Genomic DNA, 16,902 nt, shown 5'->3' on the forward strand with positions numbered 1-16,902 from the left:
ATCTCCTAAATTAAGATATAATTATTATACAAAAACGCAAATTATAATTCAATATAATATTTAATTATTTTAGATATTTTTCGACTTTTTTCTTTAATTTTATTCTGTAAAGTTTCAACAGCAGACCGTAAAGCTTGTCAAACACGGTAAACACGAGGTTTAGGCAAACAATAAAGAGGACTATTCCCCACTTTCCGAGCATATCGTCAAACGGAATCCCAAACACATAAACGCACAAAACCTGAGTGAGAATCATTGAAGCATTAAAGGTGAAATATTTTAGAAGTATTGACAAAAATTTTGGCTTTATATCGTTGATTTTATCTCTAATTAGTGGATAATAACCAAAAAACAGCACATACAAAAGCAAACATTCCTTATCGCTCAACAATATGAACGAAACAGCGGATGTTGCAACATAAGTCAGCAATGCACATTTTTGCGAAATTGAGTCTAAAAGTATAATCATAATAAGACTCGCAATTAAAGGCATTGTATATCCGAGCACCCATATCAGCGAACCTAAAAACAACATAACGACCGACAAAGCGGTGGCTACACCCGAATAGGCAATCAACCTTGAGTTTTTCAAATTATCACCCCATAAATGCAGTATGATAAATATTATATCAAATAAAACCGACAAGTTGTGAATTAATCGTAAACATTATTACTAAATTTTAAATATTTGCTTTTAATTATATGAGAGGTATTTACAAAGAGGGCAAAAATCATTATAATTTAGTTAATGAAAAACAAGAGGTGTTTAAATGAAAAAAGCAATAGCCGTGGTTCTTGCAACCACAATAGCTGTTTCGGTGGCAATGATAGGTTGCTCCAAGGGACAAAAAAAAGAAGAAGATACTACATCAACAACGGTTGACGGACTCATAGGCAACGAGGACACATACGAAATCGTTGAAGAGAAAGTTACAAACGAAAAAGGCGAAGCTGTTACAGACAAAAACGGAAACGCCGTAACCACTCAGGTTATGTACAAAGAAACAACCGACAAAAAAGGCAACAAAGTCAATGTTAAGATTGACGACGACGGTGAAGTTGTGACAGACAAAAACCACAAGCCTGTTACGTCAAAACCAAAGCCAACAACCACAACTACAACAACAAAGGCGCCTCAATCAACAGAGCCGACAAGCGAAGTAACAACAGTCCCTTTGGAGGATGACAACGTTCCAAAAATCAATGACAAAACCAAACCGGCAGAATTTAACGACTCTGAAAAGCAAATTGTAAAATCAATGCTTGAAGTTCCAAATCTCTTCAAATCAAACTACGAAAACAAAGATGGCGTACCGATTGAAGCAGCAAGACACGCCGCTGTTTGGATGGCTCAAAGAGAAAAACTCAACACAAGCACTTATGCATCGGGCACTATTGTTCTTGGACTTTTCAAGTTTTACGGTCAAACCGTAGTTAACTTTAAAAACAACTGCGGAAGCACTCCTGAAATTACATATAACTCAAAAGAAGATACCTTCACAATTAAAAAGGCTGAAAATGAAGTGCAAACAGTTACTATTGAAAAAGTTGAGGAATATGCCCAAAAGAACAACAATAACTACTACAAAATTACAGGTAGTGTTTCAGGTTGCAGCAAAAAGAAAGTAGTTGCAGTTGTTCAAAAAAACAAACTTGACAATTCATTAGGCTTCAGCATCAAAGCTATGAGATGGTCATAAACTAAACAAACATAACCCCGTAGAGAAATCTGCGGGGTTGTTTTTATACTCAATCAACATACTGCAAAAAGCCTCTCATGCCGAAGTGACACGAGAGGTTTTGCTAATTAATATAATTTTTCGCCGTTTTCGATAGCCATAATTTGGTCAATCCTTGTTTGATGTCTGCCACCCTCAAATTTTGTGTTGATAAATACATCAACAAGTTCAAGTGCTGTACCCTCACCGATTACACGAGCACCCATGCAAAGGCAGTTTGCATCGTTGTGAAGTCGGGTATACTTTGCACTGAAATAATCGCTGCAACAGCAAGCTCTGATACCCTTTACCTTATTGGCAGCCATAGAAATGCCAACACCTGTGCCACAACAAAGAATTGCCATATCGGCTTCACCCGCAGACACTTTATCACAAGCGATTTGAGCCGAAACGGCATAATCAAATCTTTCAGGAGAATAACAACCTACATCGATATAGTCAATCCCCTTTTCTTCAAAATGAGCACGAATAGCCTCTTTGAGCGGAAATCCTGCGTGGTCTGAACCTAAAACTACTGTCATAATTATTCTCCTTATTTATTTAATTTAAGTTTCAATTCTCTTTCGGCTTGGCTCTGTCTTAAATAAACAGGCATAAGCACCTTTGGAGAAATCGGTTTTTTATTTTTCGCCGCTTTGGCAACGCCAACGGCATTTTGATAAATTCGGTCATCATCGGCAAGAATGCAATTTTCAAGTTCGATATTTTGGAAGCAAAGTTTTGCACCGTCACCTGCGATAATCACCTTGTCGTACTGTTTAAGGTCATTTCGCAAGTCCTCAATAGAAATTGCTCTATCGTCACAAAGACGCTCCACAGAGCCATTCTCGACCTTAAACACAGCATTATAAAACTGCATTCGTCTTGCATCCATAACAGCGCAAACAACAGCGTTTTCGTCAACAAAATTGTACGCTATAGCCTCCAATGTTGAAACGGAGAAGCAAGGAATGTTGTCATTAAACGCAAGACCTTTGACCGTTGCAACGCCGATACGAACGCCTGTGAACGAACCCGGACCTGCTGTGATTGCAATTCCGTCAAGTTCACCGTACTTGTGACCGTCCATAACTCTTGTAATCATAGGAAGCAATGTTTCGCTATGAGTGAGTCCCGAATTTACAAATTCACTTTTTATAATTTCATCGCCGTCAGTCAAAGCAACGGAAGCTGTGACGGCACTTGAATCCATTGATAAAAGCATATCAATCCTCGATATAATCTGATTTTGATTTGAAAATAAACTTGCGAGTATTTTCATCAATTTTTTCTATTTCAATAATAATGGCATCGTCGGGCAGAGCACCGAAAATATTTTCGCTCCACTCGGCAAGAATGTAAGCATCTGTTTCGAGATAATCGAAAAAGCCTGTGGAATATAGGTCATCCCAACTTTCAACCCTATACATATCAAAATGATAGGCTCTTGCGTTTTCGCCGATATAATCGTTGCAAATTGCAAAAGTCGGTGATGACACATCGGCATTGATGCCAAGTCCTTTTACAAAGCCTGTTGTAAAGGCAGTTTTGCCCATGCCGAGTCCGCCGACAAAGCCAATCACACTGCCCTTTGGCAAAGTTTTGGCATAATCGCTCGCCATAGCAAGCGTTTCTTCATAGCTGTGAGTAATAACTTCTTTCATCAGAAAAGACCTACCGTATCGCCGTTTTCGTCAATATCAATTCTATAAGCGGCAGGAGATTTTGAAAGTCCCGGCATAGTCATAATTGAGCCTGTTTGGCAAACAATGAAGCCTGCACCGTTTGAAAGTGTTGCACTTGAAACAGTAATTCTGAAGTTTTCAGGCTTGCCGAGAAGTTTTGGATTATCGGAAAGGCTATACTGTGTTTTTGCCATACACACAGGCATTTTGTCTGCGCCCAATTTTACAAAGCCGTCAATCGCATTTCTTGCTTCTTTTGTAAAATCAACGCCGTCTGCACCATATATTTCTTTTGCTATTGTTTCAATCTTTTCATAAACAGGCATATCAAGGTCATAAAGGCAGTGGAAGTTATTTTCCTTTTCGCAAGCCTCAACAACCTTTTGAGCAAGTTGGGTTCCGCCTTTGCCACCCTCGGCAAAGCATTTGGTTACTGCAAAATCAGCGCCCTTTTCCTTGCAATACTGTTCGATATAATCAATTTCTGCCTGGGTATCGGCATAAAAATGATTGATTGCAACAACAACGGGAACACCGAATTTTTTGAGGTTATCAATATGAGCACCAAGGTTTACGCTGCCCTTTTTGAGTGCTTCAAGATTTTCTTCCTTGAGGTCGTCCTTTGCAACTCCGCCGTTATACTTCATTGAACGAACTGTTGAAACCAAGACGATACAAGACGGAGCTAAGCCGGCGAAACGGCACTTAATATCCATAAACTTTTCAGCACCGAGGTCTGAACCGAAGCCCGCTTCGGTAATTGTATAATCCGCAAGTTTGAGTGCAGTCTTTGTTGCACGAACAGAGTTACAGCCGTGTGCAATATTTGCAAACGGACCGCCGTGCATAATTGCAGGAGTATTCTCAAGAGTTTGCACAAGGTTTGGCTTGATGGCTTCCTTGAGGAGAACGGTCATAGCACCGTTTGCCTTGATGTCCTTGCAATAAACAGGCTGACCGTCAAATGTGTAAGCGACAAGAATATTGCCGAGCCTTTCCCTTAAATCAAACAAATCGGAGGCAAGGCAAAGGATTGCCATAACCTCGCTTGCAACGGTAATACAAAAATGGTCCTCACGAGGAATACCGTTAAGTTTTCCGCCGAGCGAATTGATAATATTACGAAGTGCACGGTCGTTCATATCAAGGCAACGCTTAACCTGAATTCTTCTTGGGTCAATATTGAGTTCATTACCCTGCTGAATAGAATTGTCAAGCATTGCACACATCAAGTTGTTTGCCGATGTGATTGCGTGCATATCGCCTGTGAAATGAAGATTGATATCCTCCATAGGCACAACCTGCGAATATCCGCCGCCTGCTGCACCGCCTTTAATACCGAAAACAGGACCGAGTGACGGCTCACGAAGTGCGATAATCGCTTTTTTGCCGATTTGACTCATAGCTTCGCCGAGACCGATAGAAACCGTTGTTTTGCCCTCACCTGCCGGTGTCGGATTAACTGCGGTTACAAGAATGAGTTTGCCGTCCTTTTTATCTTTTAATCGTTCCATAACAGAATCGGATATTTTTGCTTTATAGTGACCGTAAGGGTCTATTTCATCAGACGAAATGCCGAGAGAAGCGGCAATTTCGTTAATGTCCTTCATTTTTGCGTTTTGAGCAATTTCAATATCTGTGAGCATAGGTTATCTCTCCATATTTATTAGTGCAATATATTATAACACATATTGCAAAACATTCCAACATAAAAATTTATTATTTATATTGAAAAATAGGAGAATACATAATATAATAAATATATTACTGCGAAAGGAGGATTGCGATGGCAACCACGGCAGTTGATTCAAACAGACTAAAACAAAAAAACTCAATATGGACGCTGATTAAAGGTACGGACTTTGTTACAATGCTCACGGCACTTTCGGCATCAATCTACGGACTTATGCTTGTGTACAGCGCATCGTATTCTTCGCTTTCAGGCGGACGAGTTATATCAAGCGATGTCAGGTCAATGCTTGTTTCGATTATAATCGGCTTTGTTATTTCTATTGCAGTTTCAAACATCGACTATGATGTTATTTCAAAGCTATGGCCGATTATCGCCGCAGGCTGTGTCGGACTGATGATTTTTACATTCTTCTTTGGCGTTGCACCCGAAGCACGACCCGATTCAAAATGTTGGATTGACCTCAAAGTTTTTTATTTCCAACCGTCGGAGCTATTAAAAGTAGGATTCATCATTTCGTTTTCCTACCATCTTGATTTGGTCAGAGATAAAATAAACAAGCTGAAAACGATTATTCCGCTTGTTATCCACGGTGCAATCCCTGTCGGTCTTGTTCTCCTTACGGGTGACGCAGGCTCGGCACTTATCTTCCTCGTTATGTTCATCGGTATGCTGTTCCTGTCAAGGGTTAATATCGGCTACTTCATTGCAGGCTTTTGTGCGATATTCGTTGGTTTTGCGGTTGCTTGGAAAACGGGCATAATTGACGGTATTCAAAGGCAGAGAATCGTTGCTTTGTTCTACCCCGAACAATACGCAGACGCTATGTATCAGCAAACAAACGGCAAAATCGCAATGGGCTCGGGCGGACTTTTCGGACAAGGCTTTTTGCACGGAAATATGACGCAGAGCGGTGCGGTTCCCGTTAACGAAAGTGATATGGTGCTTACCGTTGCAGGTGAAGAATTTGGATTTGTCGGCACAATGGCAGCTCTGCTGATTTTGTTCTTCCTTGTTTTGAGAGTTATCAAAATCGCAATGAACGCAAGAGATAATGTTGGATATTTGATGTGCGGAGGCATTGCTGTTATGCTGTTTGCACAGATACTCGTTAATGTCGGCATGGAGTTGTCGCTTTTGCCTTGTATCGGTATCACGCTTCCGTTGTTCTCGGCAGGCGGTTCAAGTTCATTGTGTATTTATTTGGCGCTCGGAATTGAATATTCAGTGTACAGATTTTCACGGACGCCGAGAGAAACATTGTTCTATACAAAATAAAAATGACTCTACGATATTTCGGTATCGTAGAGTTTTTTTGTTTGTATTTGCCTGCGGGAGGATAATATCCTCCCCTACAGTTATTAAGCTTTGCTTTTAATATGCAAAGTAGTGTGCAACTTCATCGTAGTACCCTACTTTTTCTACGCAATCTATACACAAAGTACAGACAGTATTCCTTACAATAAGTGAAGCCTTAACAAAACTATTTATTTTGTTTTTACAGCTTTTTTGGGTGACCATTTACCATAATAAGTTTTATTTGAACCATTAATGTTGACTGTTTTATATGTACGAATACGAACATAATAATTCTTTTTTGATTTTAAACTTTTGATTTTTTTGACGAAGAACTGCTTGAAAGATTAATTGTTTTTGCAGATTTCATATTTTTATTTGTACTGTATTGAAGTTGATAGCCTGATACATCAGAACACTTTGAATAATATATTTTTAATAACTTTTTTCCGGGTTTTGTTTTAGAAATATTTGCATTAGGGAAAACCGGATTATACTTTAATTCAATATCATAAGTTCCGGTTAAATAACTAGCACTATAACCGTCACCATAATTATATACAAGAAAATAATTTCCCTTTTTTAGCGAAATTGTATTATTACTAAAATATATACCTCTGCCAGAATCAAATTTATATGAAGGTTTATAATAATCTGCTATATACGAAGAAGTATCATTTTCATTATATAAATATATTGTTGGCCAATAAAAATAATCGTCATCATCAGTTTCAATATGAATTGTCACATTTCCATTTTCCGAAACATTAAATTTAAAAGCATCCGCATACCCATTATTCTTATATGCATCTGAAGCTTTACTATAACTTTCCGAGAACACAGTATCCAGCTCAACAGTTTGTGCCATATCTATCCAACCGGCGGCATATGCAGATAAATTGCAAACTGAAAATGATGATATGCACATTATTGTTGCCATAATTACGCTTAATAAATTTTTTGTTTTTTTCATAAAAATTCTCCTTTATGTTTTTTCTTATATTATAGGTCAATTTCACCATATTGTCAATAGGTCAATATGACATAATAATTATGAGGTGATTATATGTCAAGACTTAAGGATTTAAGGAAATCAAAAGGATTTACACAAGTAAAAATGCAAATGCTTACAGGAATTGATCAAAGCGATTATTCTAAAATAGAAAACGAAAAAAGATATTATACCTTTGAGCAATGCAGAAAGATTGCCATTGCACTAAACACAAGCATGGATTACCTTGCAGGATTAACCGACGATCCAAAGCCGTATAAAAGAAAATGACTCTACGATATTTCGGTATCGTAGAGTTTTTGTTTGTGCGTAGGGGCAAACTGTGTTCGCCTACAGTATTAAGAATAGCTTTTCACCCTCAGTCTGCATACAAGAGAAGCCTTAATCGGTTAATGATTTATCAATATCAGCTTGACGAATTAGTTTTTCTTTTGTATTACAATTAGGGTTGCCCGAAACGATTTTCACAAGAGCGTCAAGTTCCTCTGCAATTTCGTGACCCCGATAACCGAGTGCAATCAAATCTTTGCCCGTGATTGCAAGATCGCTCACCCTATAAGGCTCGCCCGATGCGATGACCTGTAAGGTAATCTCTCTGATTTTATAAAGAGTGTCAATTTCTTCCTGTGCATATGTGAGATTATGCGTTGAAAGGTCGGCAATCTTCAAATCTATATAATCAAAAATCATCTCCTCGCCGAAAACACGAAGCCATTTTTTTATATTCTTACGCTTGATTGTGATGTGGTCGTCGTGATATTTTACAAGCATTGTGACCTTGTTGAAAACATCATTGCTGACCTTTAGTCTTTTGAGAACCGTTGCGGTTATTTTTTCGCCCTCAAAGCCGTGGAATTTGAAATGGTCATTGCCGTTTTCGTCCGTTGTTTTGGTTTGCGGCTTTGCTATATCGTGAAAAAGAAGTGCAAGGCGGATATAGTCCTTGTTCGGTGCAACAGCAACTGATTTTACAATATGGGTATAAACATCATAAATGTGCCATTTGCTGACCTGTCGAAAATCAAAAGTCGGCACAAGTTCGGGAATAATCACGCCGATTACATCCCTGTATTCCAACAAAACACGCTCACAATTTTTGCCCAAAAGGAGCTTGACAAGTTCAACATAAATTCGTTCAACTGCAATGTTTTTCAGGAGTTCTTTATTATCGTGCACGGCTTTTGAAGTATGTTGTTCAACATCAAAACCGAGAACAGAAGCAAAGCGAATACAACGCATAATGCGGAGTGCATCCTCCTCAAACCTTTTGTTTGGGTTGCCGACTGCACGAATAGCCTTGTTTTTTATATCATCGACTCCGCCGAAGCAATCAACAAAACCGACCGTGTCGTTATACGCAATCGAATTCATAGTGAAATCACGGCGGGCAAGGTCGAGCCTTACATCCGTTACGAAATCAACGCTGTCGGGGTGGCGGTTATCGGCATAACCCCCTTCGGTACGAAATGTGGTTATCTCATACGGAATATGATTGACAAGTGCCGTAACCGTGCCGTGCTTGATGCCCGTTTCTATAAACTTTATGCCGTTATTTGCCAAAATCTGCTCCGTCTGCTCAGGAGTGGCAGATGTAGTTATGTCAATATCTTTTTCGGCAACGCCCATAAGAGCATCACGGACACAACCGCCCACAGCGTAGGCAGTGTGACCGTTTTGCTCAAACAGAGATATTAACATTTTTGCATCATTCGGCAAATTCATATTATGTTCCTTTTATCAAATACCGATTGTGATAATTTCAAACGGTGAATACTTGATTGTATCGGTTTCGCCGATTTCTTCTTCAAGCATATTGAGAAGTTTAACGGTTCTGTCGAGTTTGATTTCGCCTCTTGCACCATTTTGTTCAGACAATCTGACAACAGTCATTTCGCTGTCCTCCGCTTTCTTTACCGCCTGAAGATAAAGCGGTTCAAAAGTCGGAAGTGTACACTCAACATCAGCCTTGACAAGCGGTGCATTGTATTGAAGTGCAATCTTGTTTATATCGGCAGAAACAGCATCACCGCTATGTGGCATAATCATATAGCAAAAATCATGACTGCCCATATCGGAAGTGACATCAGGGCGGATTGTTGCACGAAGAAGCGAAAGGCTCATCTTGTTTTCGTCAAATCCGACACCGTACTTGCCCTCATTAATGAGAGAAATACCTCCGCCTGTTTCCGACATATCGCACCACTTGTGGTGGCAGACTTCAAATCTTGCCTGCTGCCAGGTGGTGTTTTTGTTTGTTTCTCGTTCTATAAATCCTGCCGAAGTGTCGCAAAGGACTTTTCGGGTGAGGATATTTGAAGCAAATTCAACCTTTGCAAGTCTGTGCTTTTCGTTCCACGAAACTTGATTTTCAACTTCTATTCCCCTGCTTTGACGGAAGAAGCGAACAAGCATTGTCCACGAAGATTTTTCTGTTGACAAAACGGTTTTGAAAGTTACGCTTTCGCCGTCCTGCTCAATTATTGCAAGAGGCTCTGTGACCTCAATTTCAATCTGTTTATCCTTATAATTCGGAAGAATATCCCAAGCGTCATAGTTACCGGGATTGTCGGTATAAATCTTCAATTTATTGAAGTCGCCGTCTGTCCATTCTCTGCAAAGTTCGTTGTCATAAAGTGAGGAGAACGAGCCGTCGGAATTGAGACTTGCGGTATAAAACGGTGTGGTAACTGTGCCGTTTTCAAATGTAAACCAATCATCGGTGTGTTTTGTGGCACGCAAGGTCTTTGACGAAAGTGCGGGAATTGACGGAATGAGCCAATTTCCCTTTACTCCGTGACGGGTTGCAGAGCCGTTTTTATTTGGCACAAAGGTAAGCGCATTTCTTTCAAAATTGAGGGTGTTGAAATACTTTGAGCCTGTGCCGATAATTTCATCAAGTGCAGTTTCAATTTCGTTGTAATCAGCCATCGCGTCCTCATAAACAGGGTGAATATGAGAACCCGGAAGAATATCGTGAAACTGATTTACAAGGAATTTTTTATATAGTGAGGTGAGGATTTCACGATTGTCATCCCCACGCAAAACAGAAAGCATTTCAGCAGTTCTGAATTTGAATTCAAGCTGTCTGTTTTTCTGCTTCAAATTACTTTTTGTGGTGAATGTTCCACGGTGCATTTCAAGGTACAATTCGCCGTCCCAAACCTCAAGATTTTTGTTATCTTTAAGATTCTTTTCGAGGAATTCCGCACCGCCCATATGCTCACATTTTGGCATAACAGACAATTTATCAAAGCGGTGCATAAGTTCAATCATTTCCTCTGTGCAACCCGAACCGCCGTCACCGTAGCCAAACATATTCATAGTTTGACCGCCTTGGTCTTTGTCTATATATGCTTCCCAATTCTCCTGAATTTGAGACGGAGCGTTCCAAGTTATAAAGTGGGTAGGCGGAACGCAGGCATAAACGCTGCTGCCGTCAATTCCTTTCCAAATGAAATTATTGTGTGGAAAACGGTTTGTATCATTCCAAGTTGACATTTTGTTTGAAACAAAATAATCAACACCGCTCTTTTTGAGGATTTGAGGCATAATCCAGCTGTTGCCAAACACATCGGGCAGCCAAGCATTATTGACATATTTACCGAACATTCGCTTATATGTTTTTTGACCGTAAAGGCATTGACGAATAAGACTTTCGGCACACGGAATATTACAATCAGGTTCAACATACATTGCGCCGACAGGCTCGAACTGACCGTTTTTCACCTTTTGTTGAAGTTCCTTGAACACTTCAGGATAGTGCTTTTCCAAGGTTTCGTACACATACGGTTGAGTGTGAGTGTACTTGAAATCGGGATACTTATCCATCAAACGAAGTTGGATAAGCACAGTACGCAAATTCTTTTGAACAGCGTGAATTCTGCGCCAATAATACGCAATGTCAAGGTGAGAGTGTGCGATAAGTGCAACATCACCTGCCCCCTTATATGTATCATTTGCATAAATCACATCATCAACATATTTTTTCGCTTCGCATACGCCGACAAGCTCATCGCCGTCAAAATCAATGAAGTTCATAGCGTTATTGAGTTCTCGGTTGAGGAAATCACGATAGTCCTCGTTGAACAAATCCGATTTTGCAATATCAAGCAAAAGTTCAAAATCCCATACCAAATCCTGCACTTCGTGATTGACTGTACAGATATATGCGCCCTCAAAGATTTGACGGCAACCACGAACAGAAAGGCTTTCGGGATTTCGCTCATCATCAGGCTTTGAACGGTTATATCCCATCATATCAAAATGAAGAGTCTTTGTGTCGTCAACATAAGGAGAAAGGAGCATTCTCTCTCTGTTTGGGTCAACACCGCCAACATATTTGCCGTTGACCTTAACGCAAATTTCGGCTGCGGTTTTGAGCGAGAACCACAATTCTTTGCCTTGAAGTTCTTTTGGAATGTCAACATCAGCCTTGATAAATGCCGTGCCGTCGGGAGTAAAATACATATCACCTTTTTGGAGCGGTCTGTAATCATCGGAATAATATTCAAACTCCATTTCGGACACCTGACGGGCATCTCTGATCATCAAATTTGTTATTTCCCACTTTGAGGAATAAATGTGTCTTTTGAGCCAGCCAAAGCGTAAATCCGTCCATTCTTCAGGACGCATAGAGCGTCTGACAACTTTTATATGTGCCATAGTTCACCCTCCTTAAACATCCTGAAAATACGGCTTTTTTCTTATTGCCGTGATATTCACATTCTTCTTGCAATCTCTTTTTATTTCGTCTTTTATCCAAGCAACGCATCTGTCGAGGATGAGGCACTTTGAACATTCGCCACGAAAAATGACGGTCAATTCATCACCGCTGAGCGAATCGAATTCTATCCAACCGCCGTCGCCCTGAATTTTCGGTTGAAGGACGGTTTCTATATATTTTTGAATCTTATCCATAGTCGCCTCACACATTAATAATTGAAGAAATTGTTTGTCTGATAGTTTCAAGTCGAGCCTTTGCGTTGCTCTTATCAGGGTCTACAATTGAATAATAAACCTTGATTTTCGGCTCTGTTCCACTTGGGCGAACAGCCATCCAAGAACCATCATTAAAAATATACTTGAGCACATTTTCCTTTGGCAAATCACGAATTCCGTCCTTGAAATCAACGATTTCCTTAATATTGGGTAAAAGTGCCGTGCCTTTATTTCTGAATTCAACCATAAGATTTTGGATTTTCTCTGCACCGTCTTTGCCCTTTAAGACAAAACTGTCGAGAAAATCGAGATAATAGCCGTATTTATCGTAAATTTCGTTAAGACCGTCAACAAGGGTTTTGCCTTGATTTTTGTACCAAGCAGCCATTTCGCAAACAAGCATCGAGGACACAACGCCGTCCTTATCTCTTGCGTGAGTGCCGACCAAATAGCCGTACGACTCCTCATAGCCGATAACAAATTCCTGCTCACCCGATGCCTCATATTTATTGATTTTATCACCGATATACTTAAATCCTGTGAGAGTTTCCTCAACCTGCAAGCCGAAGCTTCTGCCAATATTTGCACCAAGTTCGGAAGTTACAATAGTTTTTACAAGAGTTGATTTTGAATTGAGGCTGTCTTTTTTCATAGTCAACACAAAGTTAACAAGCAAAGCGCCTGTTTGGTTGCCTGTCAAAAGAACATACTCACCGTTGTGTTTTACGGCAACACCGACTCTGTCGCAATCGGGGTCGGTGCCGAGAACGATGTCGGCATCCTTTTCTTTGGCAAGTTCAATGCCCAAAGTAAGAGCCTTTCTGTCCTCCGGATTTGGAGAAACAACCGTTGGGAAATTACCATCGGGATTTTCCTGTTCGGAAACAATATAAACTGTCTTGCCCTCAAGCACCTTGCGAACAGGAACATTGCCTGTGCCGTGAAGCGGAGTGTACACAATCTTCAACTCGCTGTGTTCGTTATAAAGCGACTGTGTTTTAACAGCCTTGATGAATTCGTCAAAAAGTTCGTCATAAACGCCGACAATCATACCGTCGGAAATATATTCGTCAACGCTTTTTACATCTTTATACACGGATGAATAATCGTCAATAGCATTGATATAAGAGAGCACTTCTTTTGCATCATCGGTGCAAAGCTGGCAACCTGTATTGTCATAAGCCTTGTAGCCGTTATATTCCTTTGGGTTATGCGAAGCGGTAATCATAACACCTGCGTTGCAATGCAAATACCGTGTTGCAAAAGAAAGCATAGGAACAGGCACAATTTGAGTATAAGCATAAACCTTTATGCCCTGCGACGCAAAAACTCTTGCACTGTCCCACTCAAACGCACGGGAATTAAGGCGAGAGTCGCAAGCAATGGCAACGCTGATTTCGCCGTCGTACTTATCTTTGAGATACTTTGCAAAGCCGAGAGAAGCCTTGCCCACGGTGTACGAATTCATACGGTTTGTTCCTGCGCCCATAATGCCACGAAGTCCGCCCGTGCCGAACGCCAAATCCTTATAAAATCTATCCTCAATTTCTTTTTTATCGGTGACAGATTCAAGTTCTTTTTTTGTTTCATCATCAAATGTCAGCCACAAATTATATTTTTGATTGATGTCCATAATTGTCCTCCTGATGCAAATAAATTTGCTTAAAGCGATTTGCCCAACAAAAATGAGATTTTATCGGGTTTATTATACAACAAAAGAGGTAGACAGGTCTACCTCTTTTTAGCAATTAATGAAATTTTTATTATTTCTTAGAAGCCTTTTTAGCAGCCTTTTCAGCCTTGCGGCGTTCAAGCTCTTCCTTCTCCTCAGCGAGACGCTTTGCTTCTTCTTCAGCCTCTTGCTTTTCGGCAAGTGCTACATTTGCCTTTGCAGTTTCATACTGAGCGGCAATTTCATCGAAGTGTGAGAAGTTTTCTTGTTGAGCCAAGAGCTTCTTAGCGTCAACATATGGCTTTGCGGCACGGTTGAACTGTGCATGCTTATCCATTTCTGCCTTTGAAAGCTTGCGAACTTCCTTGCGTTCCTCTGAAAGCTTCTTAATTTCAGCCTTAAGTCTCTTAACTTCTGAGAAGTCCTTATCTTTCTTTGCGATATGGCTAAGCTTTGCAAGCTCTGCAATCTTTTCGTCGAGTCCATCTTCCTGATTGAAGTACTGCTCGATTGTGTCGAAGCTGAGTTCCTTGAACTCGTTTACAGTGCCGAAGAACTTATTGTATGCCTTAACAGCAGAAATCTGGCTCTTTGCAAGTTCAATATAGAACTTTCTGATTTCCTTTTCTTCTTCTGTGTTTGCAGGCATAGTCTTTGCCTTTTGAAGCTGAGCCTTTGCACCGTCAAGTGAAGTGTTCTTGATACCGTCAAGACCTGCTTCGAAAATCTTGTTGTATGCTTCAAGCTTATGCTTACCGAGTTCTGAATCGAACTTGTTAAGCTCATCCATAACAAACTGTGAAACTTCGATTTCTTCGTTATATTCAAGAGCTTCTCTGTATGCTTTTTTAGCTGCTTTACGCTCTGCCTTGTCGGATATGCCTTTATATGATGACTTATCAACAACCTTTGGAGTGGCAACTGCCATTTCCTTGGCATTGTTGACAAGGTCAATCATTTCAACAATGTCTTTATCCTTCATAGCGTTGTTGCCATAGTCCTCGAATACGGCACGAACCTTAAGAACACGAACATATGACTTTTGCTTCTTCTCTGTCAAGTCATAGAAGAAGAACGGAATAACATTGAGTGTAGCACCGAGAGCAGCGATAAGAACCAAAATACGAAGAAGTGGCAACAAGATACCGTCTACATTATAAAGTGCCGATGATGGGTTGATAAAGTTGTTTTGACCGTTTGCAAGCTGATCTGAAAGCATTTGGCTGATTGGCTGTTCAGTACCCGGAAGAACTCTTGACATAAGAGATGCATCACTTGTTACCTTTTGAGCCATAGCGGCAGTCATACCGTATTTTTCCTGAAGTGCAGGAAGAATGCCGGCTGTAAGGAGTGTGATTACACTGCCGATAGCAGCAACTGCGGCAAACATACCATCGATACGCTCACCTGTTCTGTACTGCTGATAGTCACGGATGTCAGCTTGGATTGACGGGTTAAGAATATGAGCAAACGCACCGACAATACCGTTGAGGTAAAGACAAGCAAGAACTGCCCAAATTACATAGTTTTGAATGTTACCGTCCGGAGCAGCAGAGCTGTGGAAGAACGGATACATACAAAGAATGAACAAAATGTTGAAAAGGTTTGTAACAATCTGAACCTTTTTCTTACCCCATTTTCTGATACAAAGCGGAGCAAGAAGCATACCCCAAAGGGAGGCGTTGCCGTAAACGGTAGTTATGATTGCGTATGTACCTTGTGAGCAGGCACCGCCATAGTTACAGAGCCAATAAAGGATGTTTGAATAAGCTGTTTCGAGGAAACCAATCCATGTAGCAAGAGAGATAATCCAGAAATACTTATTCTTTGCAACTTCACGAAGTGCGTCTGTAAACTTAATCTGAATAACGTGAGTTTTAGCCTGAATAATCTTTTCCTGTGTGTTTGCATAAACAATAAATACAAGAAGAATACCGATAACGCCGACAACAGGGAAAGCAATTCTGTAAACCTTAATATCAGTCTGATTTGTCTTAAGCATTGCTGCAATAAGAGGAATGATAAGGTTATATACGGTTGGACCGAAAGAATATACAACGCTCTTGATTGATGCAACATCGGCACGCTCTTGTGAGTTTGGAGAAAGTACGTGAATAAGGTTTTCGTATGCATCATAGAAGAAGTTGTAGAAGAATTGAAGAGCAATGTTGAACGCAAGAATAACCGCACACTTTGCGATATATTCGCTGCTCTTGCCAAAAGCTTGACCGTCACCGACGATGAGGTGAAGTTTATCGTACGGGAACCAAACCATTGCAACAAAAATGATTGCACAAGGGATACCCATTCTCAAAAGATACGGTCGATATTTACCTGCTTTGTTTCGGGTGTTGTCTACTATATTAGCACGAACACCTGTAAGCGGGATACCTGACAAAATTGCGATAACGTACATAATGTACATATCTGTAAGACCGATACCGATTGTACCGGACAAGAATACGTTTGTTGCACCCAAAATACAAGGGTAGCTCATACAAACGATTAAGTAAGCACCTATACCGCCGAAAGCGTATGAGGCGATTTCCTTAAAGGACATATATCTGCCCTTTGCAGGCTTTTTCCAGTAGTACTTCACTTGATCAATCAAGGTCTTTACTTTACCGGACTGCTGTGTTTTTTCAGCCATAAAAATTACTCCTTTACAAATACTTCCAATATGATAACACATCTTGTAATTAAATACAAGAAAATTAATTGAAAAGACAAAAATTTATACAATTTGAATATTTTATCTCTAAATTTAGTGCAATATTGTTAAAAAATTGTAAAATTCAACGACAAAATGTGCTTTTAAAGTATATTTTAATTGTTAAAAAAATAAACAAGCTCCCCTTACCAAAACGACAAGAGGAGCAACATGAAACATA

At 40.1% G+C, this 16,902-nt stretch carries 14 protein-coding genes; 3 read left to right on the forward strand and 11 right to left on the reverse strand.

Annotated features, from left to right (window positions below; genetic code table 11):
* Positions 1-64 precede the first annotated feature (64 nt).
* The gene (locus tag Q0E03_RS00310; protein WP_297127990.1) at positions 65-592 is read right to left on the reverse strand and encodes a hypothetical protein; all 528 of its coding nucleotides are present in this window, start codon (positions 590-592) and stop codon (positions 65-67) included.
* 178 nt (positions 593-770) lie between these two features.
* Between Q0E03_RS00310 and Q0E03_RS00315 the strand changes: the two genes are divergently transcribed.
* Positions 771-1,700 carry a hypothetical protein gene (locus Q0E03_RS00315; protein WP_297127995.1) on the forward strand — a complete coding sequence of 310 codons (930 nt, stop codon included), beginning with the start codon at positions 771-773 and terminating at the stop codon, positions 1,698-1,700.
* Positions 1,701-1,807: 107 nt separating this feature from the next.
* Here Q0E03_RS00315 and rpiB read toward each other — a convergent pair whose 3' ends face one another.
* Genes rpiB through Q0E03_RS00335 form a run of 4 tightly spaced genes read right to left on the reverse strand, consistent with a single transcriptional unit; the run spans position 1,808 to position 5,049 of the window.
* The gene (gene rpiB, locus Q0E03_RS00320) at positions 1,808-2,260 is read right to left on the reverse strand and encodes a ribose 5-phosphate isomerase B (protein WP_297127998.1); all 453 of its coding nucleotides are present in this window, start codon (positions 2,258-2,260) and stop codon (positions 1,808-1,810) included.
* Positions 2,261-2,271: 11 nt separating this feature from the next.
* Positions 2,272-2,943: a tRNA (adenosine(37)-N6)-threonylcarbamoyltransferase complex dimerization subunit type 1 TsaB gene (tsaB, locus tag Q0E03_RS00325; RefSeq protein WP_297128001.1), complete on the reverse strand. Its 672-nt coding sequence runs from the start codon at positions 2,941-2,943 to the stop codon at positions 2,272-2,274.
* Between the two features lies 1 nt (position 2,944).
* Positions 2,945-3,382: a tRNA (adenosine(37)-N6)-threonylcarbamoyltransferase complex ATPase subunit type 1 TsaE gene (tsaE, locus tag Q0E03_RS00330; protein ID WP_294834662.1), complete on the reverse strand. Its 438-nt coding sequence runs from the start codon at positions 3,380-3,382 to the stop codon at positions 2,945-2,947.
* Positions 3,382-5,049: a formate--tetrahydrofolate ligase gene (locus tag Q0E03_RS00335; RefSeq protein ID WP_297128005.1), complete on the reverse strand. Its 1,668-nt coding sequence runs from the start codon at positions 5,047-5,049 to the stop codon at positions 3,382-3,384. The genes tsaE and Q0E03_RS00335 overlap by 1 nt, the downstream gene beginning before the upstream one ends.
* Before the next feature lie 140 nt (positions 5,050-5,189).
* Here Q0E03_RS00335 and Q0E03_RS00340 point away from each other — a divergent pair, with 140 nt between their 5' ends.
* On the forward strand, positions 5,190-6,371 hold the full coding sequence (locus Q0E03_RS00340; protein ID WP_297128008.1) for an FtsW/RodA/SpoVE family cell cycle protein: 1,182 nt from the start codon (positions 5,190-5,192) through the stop codon (positions 6,369-6,371).
* Between the two features lie 325 nt (positions 6,372-6,696).
* Here the strand turns inward: Q0E03_RS00340 and Q0E03_RS00345 are convergent, their stop codons facing one another.
* On the reverse strand, positions 6,697-7,362 hold the full coding sequence (locus tag Q0E03_RS00345; RefSeq protein WP_297128011.1) for a hypothetical protein: 666 nt from the start codon (positions 7,360-7,362) through the stop codon (positions 6,697-6,699).
* Positions 7,363-7,455: 93 nt separating this feature from the next.
* Between Q0E03_RS00345 and Q0E03_RS00350 the strand changes: the two genes are divergently transcribed.
* A complete protein-coding gene (locus Q0E03_RS00350) occupies positions 7,456-7,671 on the forward strand; it encodes a helix-turn-helix domain-containing protein (RefSeq protein ID WP_294834666.1) in 216 nt (71 codons plus the stop codon).
* A 111-nt stretch (positions 7,672-7,782) separates the two neighbouring features.
* Here the strand turns inward: Q0E03_RS00350 and Q0E03_RS00355 are convergent, their stop codons facing one another.
* The 5 genes from Q0E03_RS00355 to Q0E03_RS00375 form a co-directional block, all read right to left on the reverse strand.
* The gene (locus tag Q0E03_RS00355; RefSeq protein ID WP_297128015.1) at positions 7,783-9,123 is read right to left on the reverse strand and encodes a CCA tRNA nucleotidyltransferase; all 1,341 of its coding nucleotides are present in this window, start codon (positions 9,121-9,123) and stop codon (positions 7,783-7,785) included.
* A gap of 15 nt (positions 9,124-9,138) precedes the next feature.
* Positions 9,139-12,063, reverse strand: coding sequence for a glycoside hydrolase family 38 C-terminal domain-containing protein (locus Q0E03_RS00360; protein WP_297128018.1), 2,925 nt, complete (start codon positions 12,061-12,063; stop codon positions 9,139-9,141).
* 12 nt (positions 12,064-12,075) lie between these two features.
* Complete coding sequence (locus tag Q0E03_RS00365) at positions 12,076-12,318, reverse strand: NifU family protein (RefSeq protein WP_297128021.1); 243 nt, start codon at positions 12,316-12,318, stop codon at positions 12,076-12,078.
* A gap of 7 nt (positions 12,319-12,325) precedes the next feature.
* Positions 12,326-13,972: a phospho-sugar mutase gene (locus Q0E03_RS00370; RefSeq protein WP_297128024.1), complete on the reverse strand. Its 1,647-nt coding sequence runs from the start codon at positions 13,970-13,972 to the stop codon at positions 12,326-12,328.
* Between the two features lie 130 nt (positions 13,973-14,102).
* The gene (locus Q0E03_RS00375; RefSeq protein ID WP_297128027.1) at positions 14,103-16,661 is read right to left on the reverse strand and encodes an MFS transporter; all 2,559 of its coding nucleotides are present in this window, start codon (positions 16,659-16,661) and stop codon (positions 14,103-14,105) included.
* Between the last annotated feature and the right edge of the window lie 241 nt (positions 16,662-16,902).

Origin of the sequence: uncultured Eubacterium sp. (assembly GCF_934525195.1) — a bacterium.
Classification (GTDB): domain Bacteria; phylum Bacillota; class Clostridia; order Oscillospirales; family Acutalibacteraceae; genus Eubacterium_R.

Excerpts from the sequence above, each read along its gene's own strand:
- tsaE (WP_294834662.1), bottom strand. The coding sequence starts at position 3,382 with ATGAAAGAAGTTATTACTCACAGCTATGAAGAAACGCTTGCTATGGCG.
- Q0E03_RS00315 (WP_297127995.1), top strand. The coding sequence starts at position 771 with ATGAAAAAAGCAATAGCCGTGGTTCTTGCAACCACAATAGCTGTTTCG.
- rpiB (WP_297127998.1), bottom strand. The coding sequence starts at position 2,260 with ATGACAGTAGTTTTAGGTTCAGACCACGCAGGATTTCCGCTCAAAGAG.
- Q0E03_RS00335 (WP_297128005.1), bottom strand. The coding sequence starts at position 5,049 with ATGCTCACAGATATTGAAATTGCTCAAAACGCAAAAATGAAGGACATT.
- Q0E03_RS00355 (WP_297128015.1), bottom strand. The coding sequence starts at position 9,123 with ATGAATTTGCCGAATGATGCAAAAATGTTAATATCTCTGTTTGAGCAA.
- Q0E03_RS00370 (WP_297128024.1), bottom strand. The coding sequence starts at position 13,972 with ATGGACATCAATCAAAAATATAATTTGTGGCTGACATTTGATGATGAA.
- Q0E03_RS00350 (WP_294834666.1), top strand. The coding sequence starts at position 7,456 with ATGTCAAGACTTAAGGATTTAAGGAAATCAAAAGGATTTACACAAGTA.
- Q0E03_RS00365 (WP_297128021.1), bottom strand. The coding sequence starts at position 12,318 with ATGGATAAGATTCAAAAATATATAGAAACCGTCCTTCAACCGAAAATT.
- tsaB (WP_297128001.1), bottom strand. The coding sequence starts at position 2,943 with ATGCTTTTATCAATGGATTCAAGTGCCGTCACAGCTTCCGTTGCTTTG.
- Q0E03_RS00360 (WP_297128018.1), bottom strand. The coding sequence starts at position 12,063 with ATGGCACATATAAAAGTTGTCAGACGCTCTATGCGTCCTGAAGAATGG.
- Q0E03_RS00375 (WP_297128027.1), bottom strand. The coding sequence starts at position 16,661 with ATGGCTGAAAAAACACAGCAGTCCGGTAAAGTAAAGACCTTGATTGAT.
- Q0E03_RS00345 (WP_297128011.1), bottom strand. The coding sequence starts at position 7,362 with ATGAAAAAAACAAAAAATTTATTAAGCGTAATTATGGCAACAATAATG.
- Q0E03_RS00340 (WP_297128008.1), top strand. The coding sequence starts at position 5,190 with ATGGCAACCACGGCAGTTGATTCAAACAGACTAAAACAAAAAAACTCA.